We start from the raw sequence: 14,782 nt of genomic DNA, 5'->3' as shown, positions 1-14,782 counted from the left end.
GAGGCCGGCGGTGGGTGACTGGGGGAACGGCGGTGGGGTGCCGCCGAACTCGGGGCAGAACGCCTGGTGGTTGCACCAGCCGCAGAGGCGGCTGGGTTTGGGGCGGAAGTCCTGGGTGCTCTTGGCGCGTTCGACGGCCTGGGAGAGGGCGACCAGGGTGCGCTCGAAACGCTCCAGCTCGTCGGCCTCCGGGCTGTAGTCGAGGATCTCGGCGTCCTTGAGGTACAGCAGGCGCAGCACGCGGGGGACGACGCCGCGGGTGCGCCAGAGGACCAGGGCGTAGAACTTCAGCTGGAACAGGGCGCGGCCCTCGAACGCCTCGCGCGGGGCGCCGCCGGTCTTGTAGTCGACCACGCGCAGGTCGCCGGCCGGGGAGATGTCGAGGCGGTCGATGTAGCCGCGGATCAGCAGCTCGTCGCCGATCATCGTGGAGATCAGGGTCTCCCGCTCGGCGGGCTCGAGGCGCTGCGGGTCCTCGACGGCGAAATAGCCCGGGAGCAGGTCGCCGGCGCTGGACAGGAAGGCGGCCAGCCGCGCGGCCTCGGCGGCGCCGGGCGGGGCGTCGACGAGTGCGAGCTGCCCGGTCGCGTCCACCTCCGCCGCGACCGCCGCCGGGTCACGGACCAGCGGCGGGACAGCCGTGGCGGCACCCTGCGACGCAACGACCGCCGCGTCACCGGCGCTCACCGCCCCGGCCGCGGGAGCCACCGCGGCCGCGGGATCGCCGAGGGGAGACGACACAGCCGCGGGCTCACCGGCGGGGGCTGACGAAGGCGTACCGGAAGCGGCGGTGCCGGAGGACAGCGGACCGGATGTGGGCAGCGGGCCGGAAGGGGAGGAGGTGGGCTGACCGGAAGTGGACAGCGGGCCGGGAGCGGCGGAGGGGCGTGGGGCGGGCTCGGTGGCGAACAGCGAGACCAGGCGCGGGTCGTGGGCGACCAGGCGATCCCACTCCGGCGCGACGAGGGCGGCCGCGGCCTGCGGGGTCCGGTCGGCGGCGGGCAGGTCGAACAGGCGCTCCAGGACGGCGTGCACCAGCGTGCCGCGGACCTGGTCGGCGGAGGGCTGCTCGGGCAGCTTGTCGATGGTGCGGAAGCGGAACAGCAGCGGGCAGGTCTTGAAATCGGCGGCCCGTGACGGTGACAGCGACGGCCCGGCCGGCCGATCTCCCAGGCCCGGACGCCCCGCCGACGTCGCGGGGGAGGGGCCCGGACCGCCGGGGCCGGGCTGTGGGGGAGGGAACACCGTCTGTGCCGTCATGCCAGCCAGGCTAGGCCAGAGGTACGACGAAAACCTCGCACGCCACTGGGCGCCCGGTGGACGCCGGCATCGTGATCCACACGACAGGCGCGGGATCCGTAGCATTCACCGGATGGACGACAGTGCGACGCAGCGGCCCCCGGCGCCCGGCGGCGGCCGGCCGGTGGGTCACGTGCTGGGCATCCCGGTGCACGCGAACGCCTCGATGCTACTGCTCGCGGCGCTGGTCACGGTGGTCTACGGCAACTACGCGCAGGCCGAGCTGGGTCTCGGGCAGCCCTGGGCCTACCTGGTCGGCCTCGGGTTCGTGGTGTGCCTGCTCGGCTCGGTGCTGCTGCACGAGCTGGGCCACGCGCTGATCGCCCGGCGCCACGGCATCGGCGTGCGGCGGATCACCCTGGAGCTGCTCAGCGGCTGGACCGAAATGGATCGGGACGCGCCGACCCCGCGGGTCGACGCGCTGGTCTCGCTGGCCGGTCCGGCGGTGTCGCTGCTGCTCGGCGGGGTGGCCACCGGTGCGGCGCTGGCGCTGCCGGAGGACACCGTGCCCGGGCAGATCGCGTTCCAGCTGGCGGTCAGCAACGTGCTGGTGGCGGTCTTCAACGTGCTGCCCGGGCTCCCGCTGGACGGCGGGCGGGCGCTGCGTGCCGGGCTGTGGGCGCTGTTCAAGGACCGCAACCGGGCGACGGTGGTGGCCGGCTGGGCCGGCCGGGTGATCGCCTTCAGCACCGCCGTGGTCGTGCTGCTGCTGTTCCAGCTGGGCATCCTCACCCTGTTCGGGATGGTGTTCGTGCTGCTGGTCACGCTGACCCTGTGGCACGGCGCCGGGCAGTCGATCCGGCTCGGCCGGATGACCGGGCGGTTCCCGCTGATCGACCTCGGTGAGCTGGCCCGGCCGCTGCTGTCGGTGCCGGCCGGCACGCCGCTCGGTGAGGCGCAGCGGCGCCGGGCCGAGGACCCCCGGCCGGACGTGGTGCTCGCGGTCGCCGACTCGGCGGGTAGCCTCACCGCGCTGGTCGACCCGGTCGCCGCCGAGCGCGTGCCGGTCGACCGGCGGCCCTGGGTGAGCGTGGACAGCGTGTCGCGCTCCCGTGACGCGCTGACCACCCTGCCGGTGGGACTCACCGGTGAACAGGTGGTCCGCGCGCTGCAGGCCCACCCGGGTGCGCAGTACCTGGTGACGGCAGGCGAGGATGTCATCGGCGTCCTGCGGGTCGCCGACGTCGCGGCCGTCCTCGAACCGCGACGGGCGCAACGGACCTGAACTGAGAGAGAGTCATTGACCACGATCCCCGACACCGCTGCCGTCGACGAGCAGGTGCCGGCACACGGCGGCCCGTTCCGTACGGGTGACCGCGTCCAGCTCACCGACCCGAAGGGCCGGATGCACACGATCGTGCTCGAGCCCGGCAAGGCGTTCCACACGCACCGCGGCGCGCTGGAGCACGACGCGCTGATCGGCCTGCCGGACGGCAGTGTGATCACCGCGACCAGCGGCACCCAGTACCTGGCGCTGCGCCCGCTGCTCAGCGACTACGTGCTGAGCATGCCGCGCGGCGCACAGGTGATCTACCCGAAGGACGCGGCCCAGATCGTCGCGATGGGCGACATCTTCCCGGGCGCCAAGGTGCTCGAGGCCGGCGCCGGCTCCGGCGCGCTGACCTGCTCGCTGCTGCGCGCGGTCGGCGCCGGCGGCGAGGTGCACAGCTACGAGCTGCGCCCGGACTTCGCGGCGATCGCCCGCAAGAACGTGGAAGCGTTCTTCGGCGGCCCGCACCCGGCCTGGCACCTGCACGACGGCGACGTCGCGGACAACGACATCACCGGCTTCGACCGGATCGTGCTGGACATGCTGACCCCGTGGGAGGCGCTCGCGATGGTCGAGCGCTCGCTGATCCCCGGCGGCGTGTTCCTCGGCTACGTGGCCACCACGCCGCAGCTGTCCGAGCTGGTCGAGGCGCTGCGCGAGCGCGGTGGCTGGACCGAGCCGCGGGCCTGGGAGTCGCTGATCCGGGACTGGCACGCCGACGGCCTGGCGGTCCGCCCGGACCACCGGATGATCGCGCACACCGCGTTCCTGGTGTCGTCGCGCAAGCTGGCACCCGGTGTCACCGCGCCGGTGCGGCGCCGCAAGCCGAGCAAGGGCGCCGAGGCGTACCAGCTGAAGCGGGCCGCGCAGGCCGCGCTCGCCGCGACCGCCGAGCGCGAGGCGGCGAAGGCGGACGAGGAACCGCAGGCAGTGGCAGGCGTGGATCAGGACGACACCTCCGGGGAGTGACCGGGCTCGCCGAGTCCGGTAACTTCCTCCGAGGACGTCGATGGGAGGACAGGGGAGTGGGCGCGATGAGTTCTCCGCCGTTCGGTGGCAGCAACGAGATGCCGGCGGTGTTCCCGGACTGGTCGCCCTATCCCGATCTGGACTCGGCGGCACGGGCCTACCTGCGCGACCCCGAGGTGGCTCTGGAAGCGCTGTTCGGGGTGCTGCGCGGGGCCTCGGTGCTCTGTTTCACGCTGGAACGCTTCGTCAACGAGGTGAACGGGGTCTGGCAGGAGGTCGTCGTCTGCGACGGCAGCCGGCTGGTGCTCTGGCACGGTGAGGACGTGGCGCCCGGCGACGGGCCGGTCGGCTCGATGACCTCGTCGCTGCGGGTGGTGCCGTTGTCCACGATCACCGAGGTGGGCTGCCGGCGGCGGCTCACCCGGACCACCACCGGGCAGGCCCGGGTCGACAGCATCGACGTCTACCTGCTGCTCAGCTCGGTGGACGACGCGGTGCCGCCGCCCGGGCTGGCCGAGGACGACGGCCGGGCCCCGCTGCGGCACGACGCGCTGCGGTTCGGCAAGACCCTGGACGACGGAGGGCCGGGTCAGATCGCCCGGTTGGAGGAATTCTCCCGGGTGGTGGCGTCCCTCGTGGGCCGCCCCACCCTCTGAGAATCATTCACTTTCATTCATCGGCGGCGATGTGCTTTACACCGCCTCAGGGCCGGCGACTTCCACGTCGTCCGTGGTGCGGACGACGTGGATGCAATCACCCGGGCATTCCTTCGCGGAGTCGATGACTTCGAGAAGCAAATGGCGCGGAACGCCGGCCCGCACGCCCGTGGTTTGCAACAACTCACCGGTGTCGTCTTTGACATACGCCAGGCCGTCGATGTCCAGCTCGAAGACCTCCGGAGCGTATTGGACGCAGAGTCCGTCACCGGTGCACAAGTCCTGATCGATCCAGACCTGCAGCTCATCAGTGTCTGCTGACACTCCTACCTCCCACAACTGGTTGCCCGGAAACGTACCCGAACCCTGGCCGACCGGCTCATGGGTGGTCGCACCAATCGATCAAGAGTCGGTGACGAGGGTGTTGCATGGGATGAAATCCGCTCCGCAACAGCTAGTGTTGAGCCATAACGTTCGAGCCCCCCGGGGAGGTGGGACGTGGCACGTAGCGACGAAGCGGACTCCCGCGCCGCACGATGGGAGAAGGAAGCCAACGATCTCTCAAGTCAGGTCGCGTTCCTGCAAGAGGAACTCGCTCTGGTGCGGAGGAAGTTGACCGAGAGCCCCCGACACGTCCGGCAGCTCGAGGAACGGCTCGCGGCAACGCAGGCGCAGCTCTCCCGAGTGACCGAGAACAACGAGCGGCTCGTGGCGACCCTCAAGGAAGCCCGAGCTCAGATCGTCACTCTCAAGGAAGAGATTGACCGGCTCGCCCAGCCGCCCAGCGGCTACGGCGTGTTCCTGTCGGCCCACGAGGACGGCACGGTGGACGTGTTCACCGGCGGCCGTAAGTTGCGGGTGGCGGTCTCGCCGTCGCTCGCGACCGACGAGTTGCAGCGGGGCCAGGAGGTCCTGCTGAACGACGCGCTCAACGTCGTCGACGCGTTCGGGTTCGAACGCACCGGCGAGGTCGTCCTGCTCAAGGAGGTCCTGGACAACCCGTCCGGTGGCGTCCGCGACCGGGCGCTGGTGGTCTCGCACGCCGACGAGGAACGGATCGTCTTCCTCGCCGACTCGCTCGAGGTCGCCAAGTTGCGCGCCGGTGACTCGCTCATGATCGAGCCCCGTTCGGCGTACGCGTACGAGCGGATCCCGAAGAGTGAGGTCGAGGAGCTCGTCCTGGAGGAGGTCCCCGACGTCGACTACTCCGACATCGGTGGCCTGCACTCGCAGATCGAGCAGATCCGCGACGCGGTGGAGCTGCCCTTCCTGCACGCCGATCTGTTCCGGGAGCACCAGCTGCGCCCGCCGAAGGGCATCCTGCTCTACGGCCCGCCCGGCTGCGGCAAGACCCTGATCGCGAAGGCGGTGGCCAACTCGTTGGCCAAGAAGATCGCCGAGCGGCGTGGCGAGGAGAAGCACACCAGCTACTTCCTCAACATCAAGGGCCCGGAGCTGCTGAACAAGTACGTGGGTGAGACCGAGCGGCACATCCGCCTGGTCTTCCAGCGGGCCCGGGAGAAGGCCAGCGAGGGCACCCCGGTGATCGTGTTCTTCGACGAGATGGACTCGATCTTCCGGACTCGTGGTTCCGGCGTCTCCAGCGACGTGGAGAACACCATCGTTCCCCAGTTGCTCAGCGAGATCGACGGTGTCGAGGGCTTGGAGAACGTGATCGTCATCGGCGCGTCGAACCGGGAAGACATGATCGACCCGGCGATCCTGCGCCCCGGCCGTCTCGATGTGAAGATCAAGATCGAGCGTCCGGACGCCGAGGCGGCGAAGGACATCTTCGCCAAGTACATCCTGGCGGAGCTGCCGCTCAGTGAGGACGACCTCAAGGAGCACGACAGCAACCGGGCTGCGACCGTCGCCGCGATGATCGAGGCGACCGTGCTGCGGATGTACACGGAGACCGAGGAGAACCGCTTCCTCGAGGTCACCTATGCCAACGGTGACAAGGAGGTCCTGTACTTCAAGGACTTCAACTCCGGCGCGATGATCCAGAACATCGTGGACCGCGGCAAGAAGATGGCGATCAAGGAGTTCCTCACCTCCGGGACGAAGGGCCTGCGACTCCAGCACCTGCTGGACAGCTGCGTCGACGAGTTCCGGGAGAACGAGGACCTGCCGAACACCACCAACCCGGACGACTGGGCCCGCATCTCCGGCAAGAAGGGCGAGCGGATCGTCTACATCCGCACGCTCGTCTCCGGCGGCAAGGGCGCGGAGGCCGGACGGTCGATCGAGACCGCGAGCAACACCGGCCAGTATCTGTAACGGTCATTTTGTAGTCAGAAAGTGATCGGCGGGGGCGGGCGAGTATTCGCCCGCCCCCGGTTACTGTGTGTCGGCTATGACTTCAACGATCATGAACGCGCCGGTGAACACTCCCCCTGCGGCGCTGCGTCTGGGCTGGTTGGACGCTCTCCGTGGTTTCGCTGCCCTCGTCGTCGTGCTGTTCCACGTCAGCCCGTACGCGATCGGCGCGGAGAACCACGCGGTCCTCGGCCACTACTTCGACATGGGCAAGTTCGGCGTCCTGCTGTTCTTCCTGGTCAGTGGCTACGTCATCCCGATGTCGCTGGAGCGGCACGGCTCACCGCGACGGTTCTGGGTCGGCCGGGTGTTCCGGATCTACCCGGCGTACCTGCTGAGCATCGTGGTCTTCGCCGGATTCGTGCTGGCCGGGATGACCACCGTGCCGGGCGCGCTGCGCCGGGAGACGGTCACCGGGGTGCTCGGGCACGCCACCATGCTGCAGGAGTTCGTCGGCGGGCGTGGCCTGCTCCGGCCGTTCTGGACGCTGTCCTACGAGATGACGTTCTACCTGGTCGTGGTCGGCCTGTTCGTCTGGGGTCTGCACCGGCTCAGCGCCCTGTGGGCGGCCGGGCTGCTGCTCGTGTCGGTGCTGGTCGGCACGGCGCTGCCGAAGAACCTGTTCGGGGCCGGCCTGGCGGACCACCGGATGCTGGCCCTGGTGCTGGCCCTGCTGGTCGGCGCGAGCCTGGTGGCGTACCTCTCCGGGCTGCGCTGGGCGGTCCTGGCGGCCGGTCTGGCCGGGCTCTGCTTCGTGGCGCTGCCGCTGCTCAACGGCCACCCGTCGAAGGGCGCCTCGACGAACTCGTCGTGGCAGGCCGCCTTCATGCTCGCGGTGATGTTCGCCGGCACCGTCATCTACCGCACCCAGCACGGGCAGATCAGCCGATGGGTGGCGTTCCCGCTGCTCACGGCGATCACCGTCGGCGTCGGGCTGAACACCTGGCTGCAGGTCGGTGGACGGTTCGAATTGTACAAATGGTGCACCACCGCGGTGGCAGTCGCGGTCGCCTTCGGCATCGCGTTCGCGGTGCGGCACCGGCCGGTGCCGCACGTGATGACCTGGCTCGGCGCGGTCAGCTACTCGCTCTACCTGCTGCACAAGCTCGCGGTGAACGCGGTCGTGAACGTGCTGCCGGACACGGCGCTGGACAGTCTGCCGGGACGGGCCGGCACGGTCGTCCTGATTCTCGCGGTCGCGCTCGGCGCGGCGTGGCTGTCCTATCGGTACGTCGAACTGCCCGGTCAGCAGCTCGGCCGGCGGGTACAGCGCTACCTGGACGCCCGGCTCGGCCCGGAGCAGTGGCGCCGGCCCCCGGCGAGCCCGGCGGTGCCCGCGCCCCGGACGGAGAGCACGGCACCGGTCCCGGCGGCGACCTGACGTTGCCCGCCGGGGTGGTCCTCGTTTGACCGGTTGTGATCCGAAACCGCCTGACCTGGCTCGACGCGCTCCGGGGTTACGCCGCCGCGGTGGTCGCCCTGTTCCACCTCAGTCCCGTGCTGATCGGGCAGGACCGGCACATGGCGGTCTTCCGGCACTTCGACCTCGGCCGGTACGGCGTCCTGCTGTTCTTCCTGGTCAGCGGGTACGTCATCCCGATGTCGCTGGAACGGCACGGGTCGCTGCGCCGGTTCTGGGTCGGCCGGGTGTTCCGGATCTACCCGGCGTACCTGCTGGCCGTCGGGATCGGGCTGCTCCTGGCGGCGTGCGGCTGGCAGCGGCTGCACGCCACCGTGCACGACGAGACCGTCGCGTCGGCGCTCGGGCACGCCACCATGCTGACCGACCTGCTCGGGCTGCGCGGGGTGGTGCGTCCGTTCTGGACACTCTCGTACGAGATGGTGTTCTACCTGATCGTGGCGGGTCTGTTCGCGTGGCGGCGGCACCGGGACAGCGCGTGGTGGGCCGCCGGGCTGGCGCTGATCGTGCTGGTGCTCGGCGGGTACCTGCCGGCCGGCCTGCTGACCGGTGGCTTCCACCAGCGCCGGATCGCCGCCGGGCTGCTCGTGCTGGTGCTGGCCGGCAGCCTGCTGGCGTACCTCCGGGGTCGTCGCTCGTCGGTGGTGATCGTCGGCGTGGCCGGGGTGGCGATGGTGCTGCTGCCGCTGCTCAACGGCCAGCCGACGAAGTGGGCGAGCGCCGGCAGCTCCAGCGGCGCGGTGCTGCTGCTGGCGGTGATGTTCGCCGGCACGGTCGTGTACCGCGTGCAGCACGGGCAGATCGGCCGCCCGGGCGCCGCGGCCGCGCTGACCCTGGTGCTGGTCACGACCGGGATCGACCAGTGGCTGCGGGACGGGACCTCGCTGCTGCGCAACGGTACGGTCGCGGCCGCCGTCGCCACCACCTTCGCGATCGCCTTCCTGCTCCGGAACCGGGCCGCGCCGAGCTTCCTGACCTGGCTCGGCGTGGTGAGTTTTCCGGTCTACCTCTTGCACATGCCGGTGCTCGTGGTGGCGTCCCGGCTGCTGCCCGGTCACCCGGCGGCGATCGGCGGCGTGTTCGTCGCGGGCACCCTGGTGGTCGCCTGGACCGCCCACCACCTCGTCGAACGTCCCGGGCAGGCGCTGGGCCGACGGGTGCAGCGACACCTGGACACCCGGTTCGGCCCGGACACTCCGATGATCGACACGACCACGGAAGGTGGCATTCCGCGCACGGGCAGCTTCGGAATGCAACGTGAGAGCGTCTAGTCTCGATTCATGAGCAGGCGTAGCTTCGTGGCGGACAGGGTGGTCGCATGAGCGTTCGACGGATTATGGGCACCGAGGTCGAGTACGGTATTTCGGTGCCCGGCCAGCCCGGCGCCAACCCGATGGTCACGTCCTCCCAGGTGGTCAACGCCTACGGCGCCCGTCCGGAGCTCAACCGGAACGGCCGGGCCCGCTGGGACTACGAGGAGGAGTCCCCGCTGCGCGACGCGCGCGGGTTCACCTATTCCGGCGCCGCCTACGATCCGGCCGAGGCCCTGGCCGACGAGGATCTGGGCCTGGCCAACGTGATACTGACCAACGGCGCGCGGCTCTACGTGGACCACGCGCACCCGGAGTACAGCACTCCCGAGTGCACCAACCCGCTCGACGTGGTCAAGTGGGACAAGGCCGGCGAGCGGGTGATGGCCGAGGCGTCCCGGCGGGCCGCCACCATCCCCGGCGCGCACCGGATCCAGCTCTACAAGAACAACACCGACAACAAGGGCGCGTCGTACGGGTCGCACGAGAACTACCTGATGCGCCGGCAGACCGCGTTCGCCGACATCGTCTCGCACCTGACCCCGTTCTTCGTCACCCGGACGATCTTCACCGGGGTCGGCCGGGTCGGTCTGGGCCAGGACGGCAGCGGCTCGGGCTTCCAGATGTCGTCGCGCGCCGACTTCTTCGAGGTCGAGGTCGGCCTGGAGACCACGCTCAAGCGCCCGATCATCAACACCCGCGACGAGCCGCACGCCGACGCCGACAAGTACCGCCGCCTGCACGTGATCATCGGCGACGCGAACCTGTCGGAGATCGCCTCCTACCTCAAGATGGGCACCACCGCGCTGGTGCTCAACATGATCGAGGAGAAGGTGTTCACCGGCGAGCTGGGCATCGCCGACCCGGTCAGCGAGCTCAAGGCGGTCAGCCACGACCCGTCGCTCAAGCACCTGATGCGGCTGCGTGACGGCCGCAAGCTCACCGCGCTGGACCTGCAGTGGGCGTATTACGAGCGGGCCCACGCGTTCGTCCAGGAGCGCTACGGCGACGACGCCGACGAGCAGACCGTCGACGTGCTGCAGCGCTGGGAGGACGTGCTCGACAAGCTCGGCCGCGACCCGATGCTGCTCTCCGACCAGCTGGACTGGGTGGCCAAGCTGCGCCTGCTGGAGGGGTACCGGGACCGCGAGAGCCTGACCTGGTCCTCGCCGAAACTGCAGCTCGTCGACCTGCAGTACGCCGACGTCCGGCCGGAGAAGGGCCTCTACCACCGCCTGGTGGCCCGGGGTTCGATGCAGACCCTGCTCGACCCGGACGACACCCAGCGCGCCATGTACGAGCCGCCGGAGGACACCCGGGCCTACTTCCGCGGCCGCTGCCTGGCGCAGTACGCCTCCGAGGTGGTCGCGGCCAGCTGGGACTCGGTGATCTTCGATATCGGCCGGGAGTCGCTGGTCCGGGTGCCGATGATGGAACCGGAGCGTGGCACCAAGAAGCACGTCGGCGGGCTCTTCGACACCTGTGAGAGTGCGAAGGACCTGCTCGAGGTGATCACGAGTCGGTAATAAAACACCCGTTGCGGCGGCGCGTTTCGTCACAGGGGCGAGGTAGGTTTTTCGTACCCGATGTTGCAGGACTTCGGGTGGCTTACGCAGTTGGCCGGCATTGAAGGGGGACATCCATGGCAACCCGCGACACAGGTGGTCAGTCGCAGAGCAATCGGAGCTCTGGCGATCAGGAGATCGAGGACGTCACCGTTGAGGCCAACCCCGAGGTAGCCGAACGGCACGCGGAGATCACCGAGGACGTCGACGATCTGCTGGACGAGATCGACTCCGTGCTCGAGGAGAACGCGGAAGAATTCGTCAGGGGCTATGTCCAAAAGGGCGGCCAGTGACGGTTGTGTCCGTTTAGCCACACCCTGCCGGGCGCCTGCGAGGGCGCCCGTTGCAGCATTGCGGACGACATCCAAGATCGCGATAAGGTGCTGTAACCCGCATGCGGCAGTCTTCCGCGCCGCGGCGATGACGCATTTGAAAGGAACCACGTGGCGACGGGTTTTGATCCATCCGGGCGGCTACCGGATATCTTTCTGAACACGGGGACGTCCTCCTTCGTGCAATTCCTGAGCGCGGCCGCCCCGGAGCTGTTGCCCGGCCGGCGCCCGTTGCCGCCGGGCCTGTCGGCCGGCGACGTCGCGCCGCACGGCACCACGATCGTCGCCATCGCGACGGCCGAGGGCGTCGTGATGGCCGGTGACCGCCGGGCGACCATGGGCAACCTGATCGCCAGCCGGGACATCAAGAAAGTCCACCCCGCGGATGCCTACTCCCTGATCGGCATCGCCGGGACGGCCGGCATCGGCATCGAGCTGATCCGGTTGTTCCAGGTCGAGCTGGAGCACTACGAGAAGACCGAGGGCGCCATGCTCTCGCTCGACGGTAAGGCGAACCGGCTGGCCTCGATGGTCCGCGGCAACCTGGGCGCGGCCATGCAGGGCCTGGCCGTGGTCCCGCTGTTCGCCGGCTTCGACCTCGCCCCGGCCGACGGGATCGCCCCCGGCCGGATCTTCAGCTTCGACGTGGCCGGTGGCCTCTACGAGGAGACCGGCTACGAGGCGATCGGCTCCGGCTCGCTGTTCGCCAAGTCCGCGCTGAAGAAGAAGTACCGCGTGGGCGTGAGCACCGAGGACGCGGTCCGGCTCGCGGTCGAGGCGCTCTACGACGCCGCGGACGACGACACCGCCACCGGTGGCCCCGACCTGATCCGCAAGATCTTCCCGGTGGTCATGTCGGCGACCGCGAACGGCACCACCCGGCTCAGCGACGCGGAGATCGGTGCGGTGGCCGAGCAGGTCGTCACCGGACGCATGGAGAACCCGGGCGGTTGATCCGCTCTACGGACGAGAAGGAGTAGCCACCCGTGGCCATGCAGTTCTACGCATCGCCCGAGCAGGTCCAGCGGGACCGCTCGGAGTACGCCCGCAAGGGCATCGCCCGCGGCCGCTCGGCCGTGGTGCTCTCCTACGAGGGCGGCATCCTGCTGGTCGCCGAGAACATCACCACCCTTCGCAAGATCAGCGAGATCTACGACCGGATCGCGTTCGCCGCGGTCGGCCGGTACAACGAGTTCGAGAACCTGCGCCGGGCCGGCGTGCGGATGGCGGACATGACCGGTCTGACCTACGACCGGCGCGACGTCACCGGGCGGGCGCTGGCGAACGCGTACACCCAGACGCTCGGCGCGATCTTCTCGGAGACGCAGAAGCCGTACGAGGTGGAGATCTGCATCGCGCAGGTCGGCGCGGCCCCGGAGCAGGACGAGCTCTACCGGATCATGTACGACGGCTCGGCGCTCGACGAGCCCGGCTTCATGGCCATGGGCGGGCAGGCCGAGGCGATCTCCACGGTGCTGAAGGAACGGCACGACGTCAACGCCGACCTGCCCACCGCGCTCGCCCTGGCCGCCGAGGCCCTGGGCAGCGTCGGCGGGGAGAACGGGCAGACCCGCACCCTCGAGGCCTCCTCGCTCGAGGTCGCGGTGCTGGACCGGCGGCGCACCGGGCGGACGTTCCGGCGGCTCGCCGACTCGGTGCTGACCACGCTGCTCGGGCACGAGCAGGTGCCCGAGGCCGACCTCGGCGAGACCGACGCGGCACCGCCCGCGCACGGCGACAGCAAGCCGACCGAGTCGGCCGCCTCGGAGGACACCGAGTAACGATTCAGGCGACGGGCGCGGCCGCAAAAGCCGCGCCCACCGCCGTTTCGCCCGGCAGGGAACCGCTGACGTCCGCGGGTCTCGATCGTGGCTATCGGTGTGCCCGCGCGTACCACCCGTGATGCCGGGCCCGATTACTGAGGCCCCGTGGTGGCTGCCAATGCGACTCGGATGCGGCTAGTGTTTCGTCATGGAACGGCGAATTTTCGGCCTCGAGACCGAGTACGGAGTCACGTGTACCTATAAGGGCCAGCGGCGGCTGTCCCCGGACGAGGTGGCCCGCTACCTGTTCCGCCGAGTGGTGTCCTGGGGACGCAGCAGCAATGTGTTCCTCCGCAACGGCGCCCGCCTCTACCTCGATGTCGGCTCCCACCCGGAGTACGCCACCCCCGAATGTGACTCGGTCACCGACCTGGTCGCCCACGACCGGGCCGGCGAGCGGATCCTGGAGGGCCTGCTCGTCGACGCGGAGAAGCGTCTGCACGACGAGGGCATCGCGGGCGAGATCTACCTCTTCAAGAACAACACCGACTCCGCCGGCAACTCCTACGGCTGCCACGAGAACTACCTGGTCAGTCGCCACGGTGAGTTCGGCCGCCTGGCCGACGTGCTCATCCCGTTCCTGGTGACCCGGCAACTCATCTGCGGGGCCGGCAAGGTGCTGCAGACCCCGCGCGGCGCGGTCTTCTGCCTCTCGCAGCGTGCCGAGCACATCTGGGAGGGCGTCTCCAGCGCGACCACCCGCAGCCGCCCGATCATCAACACCCGCGACGAGCCGCACGCCGACGCCGAGCGGTACCGCCGCCTGCACGTGATCGTCGGCGACTCGAACATGAACGAGGTCACCACGCTGCTCAAGGTCGGCGCCGCCGACATCGTGCTGCGGATGATCGAGGCGGGCGTGGTGATGCGCGACCTGACCCTGGAGAACCCGATCCGGGCGATCCGCGAGGTCAGCCACGACATCACCGGGCGCCGCAAGATCCGCCTGGCGAACAACAAGGAGGTCTCCGCGCTGGAGATCCAGCAGGAGTACCTCTCGAAGGCCACCGAGTTCGTCGAGCGCCGCGGCGGTGACCCGGTCGCCAAGCGGGTCGTCGAGCTGTGGGGCCGGGTGCTCAACGCGGTCGAGTCCGGCAACCTGGACGCGGTCTCCCGGGAGATCGACTGGGTGTCGAAGTACAAGCTGATCGAGCGCTACCAGGCGAAACACGACATCCCGATGTCGCACCCGCGGGTCGCCCAGCTGGACCTGGCCTACCACGACGTCCGCCGCGGCCGCGGCCTCTACGCGCTGATGGAGAAGCGCAAGCAGGTCGACCGGATCGCGAACGACCTGCAGATCTACGAGGCCAAGGAGACCCCGCCGCAGACCACGCGGGCGCGGCTGCGCGGCGAGTTCATCAAGCACGCCCAGGAGAAGCGCCGCGACTTCACCGTCGACTGGGTGCACCTGAAGCTCAACGACCAGGCGCAGCGCACGGTCCTCTGCAAGGACCCGTTCCGCGCCTACGACGAGCGGGTGGAACGCCTGATCGCCAGCATGTGACGGGAGTGGCCCGCCGATCATCTCGTCGGCGGGCCCCGACCGGCTGATCGTCCGGCGGCCGGTGAGAGCTACGCTGGCCGGGCTATGACATCGACCCACCCTGACCAGTCCGGCCCGCCCGGCCCCGAGAGCGGCGCCCGCCCGAACCGTGCCGACCGCCGCCGGGAACGCATCCGCTACGGCGTCCAGCAGGCCCGCCGCGGCCGGCACATCGTCCCGACCTGGCTGATGGCCACGGTGCTCGGCCTGCTCGTGGCCGGCTGGCTGTACCTGATCATCACGACGTAGCACGACCAGGATCACATTCAGGAT

The 14,782-nt window shown here is 69.8% G+C and carries 14 protein-coding genes and 1 pseudogene; 12 read left to right on the top strand and 3 right to left on the bottom strand.

From position 1 onward, the window contains the following. Both ADL15_RS57170 and ADL15_RS55840 read right to left on the bottom strand, forming a co-directional pair. The coding region (locus tag ADL15_RS57170) for a RecB family exonuclease (RefSeq protein ID WP_394326966.1) at nucleotides 1–912 on the bottom strand (912 nt) is incomplete at its 3' end. A gap of 27 nt (nucleotides 913–939) precedes the next feature. Beyond that, nucleotides 940–1,260: pseudogene (locus ADL15_RS55840) on the bottom strand (RecB family exonuclease); the annotation flags it as partial. A gap of 112 nt (nucleotides 1,261–1,372) precedes the next feature. Between ADL15_RS55840 and ADL15_RS33445 the strand changes: the two are divergent. The 3 genes from ADL15_RS33445 to ADL15_RS33435 all read left to right on the top strand — a co-directional run bounded on the left by ADL15_RS33445 (nucleotide 1,373) and on the right by ADL15_RS33435 (nucleotide 4,194). Further along, nucleotides 1,373–2,524 (top strand): site-2 protease family protein, encoded by a 1,152-nt coding sequence (locus ADL15_RS33445; RefSeq protein WP_067699494.1) that lies wholly within the window; start codon nucleotides 1,373–1,375, stop codon nucleotides 2,522–2,524. 15 nt (nucleotides 2,525–2,539) lie between these two features. Further along, nucleotides 2,540–3,538, top strand: a complete 999-nt coding sequence (locus ADL15_RS33440; RefSeq protein ID WP_067699492.1) for a tRNA (adenine-N1)-methyltransferase — start codon at nucleotides 2,540–2,542, stop codon at nucleotides 3,536–3,538. A 65-nt stretch (nucleotides 3,539–3,603) separates the two neighbouring features. After that, entirely contained in the window at nucleotides 3,604–4,194 is a 591-nt protein-coding gene (locus ADL15_RS33435; protein WP_067699516.1) for a hypothetical protein, read from the top strand. Nucleotides 4,195–4,230: 36 nt separating this feature from the next. Here the strand turns inward: ADL15_RS33435 and ADL15_RS33430 are convergent, their stop codons facing one another. Continuing rightward, nucleotides 4,231–4,518, bottom strand: coding sequence for a ferredoxin (locus ADL15_RS33430; RefSeq protein ID WP_067699491.1), 288 nt, complete (start codon nucleotides 4,516–4,518; stop codon nucleotides 4,231–4,233). Nucleotides 4,519–4,692: 174 nt separating this feature from the next. On the opposite strand from ADL15_RS33430, the gene arc reads away from it, so the two are divergent. The 9 genes from arc to ADL15_RS33385 all read left to right on the top strand — a co-directional run bounded on the left by arc (nucleotide 4,693) and on the right by ADL15_RS33385 (nucleotide 14,758). Next, complete coding sequence (gene arc / locus ADL15_RS33425) at nucleotides 4,693–6,474, top strand: proteasome ATPase (RefSeq protein ID WP_067699489.1); 1,782 nt, start codon at nucleotides 4,693–4,695, stop codon at nucleotides 6,472–6,474. A gap of 76 nt (nucleotides 6,475–6,550) precedes the next feature. Further along, the gene (locus ADL15_RS33420; RefSeq protein WP_083972080.1) at nucleotides 6,551–7,894 is read left to right on the top strand and encodes an acyltransferase family protein; all 1,344 of its coding nucleotides are present in this window, start codon (nucleotides 6,551–6,553) and stop codon (nucleotides 7,892–7,894) included. Nucleotides 7,895–7,929: 35 nt separating this feature from the next. Then, a complete protein-coding gene (locus ADL15_RS33415) occupies nucleotides 7,930–9,204 on the top strand; it encodes an acyltransferase family protein (RefSeq protein ID WP_067699485.1) in 1,275 nt (424 codons plus the stop codon). A gap of 47 nt (nucleotides 9,205–9,251) precedes the next feature. Beyond that, nucleotides 9,252–10,769 carry a depupylase/deamidase Dop gene (gene dop, locus ADL15_RS33410; protein WP_067699482.1) on the top strand — a complete coding sequence of 506 codons (1,518 nt, stop codon included), beginning with the start codon at nucleotides 9,252–9,254 and terminating at the stop codon, nucleotides 10,767–10,769. A gap of 116 nt (nucleotides 10,770–10,885) precedes the next feature. Then, nucleotides 10,886–11,101, top strand: coding sequence for a ubiquitin-like protein Pup (locus ADL15_RS33405; RefSeq protein ID WP_067699480.1), 216 nt, complete (start codon nucleotides 10,886–10,888; stop codon nucleotides 11,099–11,101). Between the two features lie 150 nt (nucleotides 11,102–11,251). Further along, nucleotides 11,252–12,094, top strand: a complete 843-nt coding sequence (prcB, locus tag ADL15_RS33400; protein WP_067699479.1) for a proteasome subunit beta — start codon at nucleotides 11,252–11,254, stop codon at nucleotides 12,092–12,094. A 32-nt stretch (nucleotides 12,095–12,126) separates the two neighbouring features. Then, nucleotides 12,127–12,921: a proteasome subunit alpha gene (gene prcA / locus ADL15_RS33395; protein ID WP_067699477.1), complete on the top strand. Its 795-nt coding sequence runs from the start codon at nucleotides 12,127–12,129 to the stop codon at nucleotides 12,919–12,921. Nucleotides 12,922–13,111: 190 nt separating this feature from the next. Further along, on the top strand, nucleotides 13,112–14,470 hold the full coding sequence (gene pafA, locus ADL15_RS33390) for a Pup--protein ligase (RefSeq protein ID WP_067699475.1): 1,359 nt from the start codon (nucleotides 13,112–13,114) through the stop codon (nucleotides 14,468–14,470). Between the two features lie 84 nt (nucleotides 14,471–14,554). Then, the gene (locus ADL15_RS33385) at nucleotides 14,555–14,758 is read left to right on the top strand and encodes a hypothetical protein (protein ID WP_067699473.1); all 204 of its coding nucleotides are present in this window, start codon (nucleotides 14,555–14,557) and stop codon (nucleotides 14,756–14,758) included. The last annotated feature ends 24 nt before the right edge of the window (nucleotides 14,759–14,782 follow it).

The sequence above is a fragment of the Actinoplanes awajinensis subsp. mycoplanecinus genome, assembly GCF_001509495.1.
In the GTDB taxonomy this organism is placed as follows: Bacteria; Actinomycetota; Actinomycetes; order Mycobacteriales; family Micromonosporaceae; genus Actinoplanes; species Actinoplanes palleronii.
The sequence above is the reverse complement of the archived record's forward strand: the minus strand, read 5'-3'. Positions and strand labels throughout refer to the sequence as shown.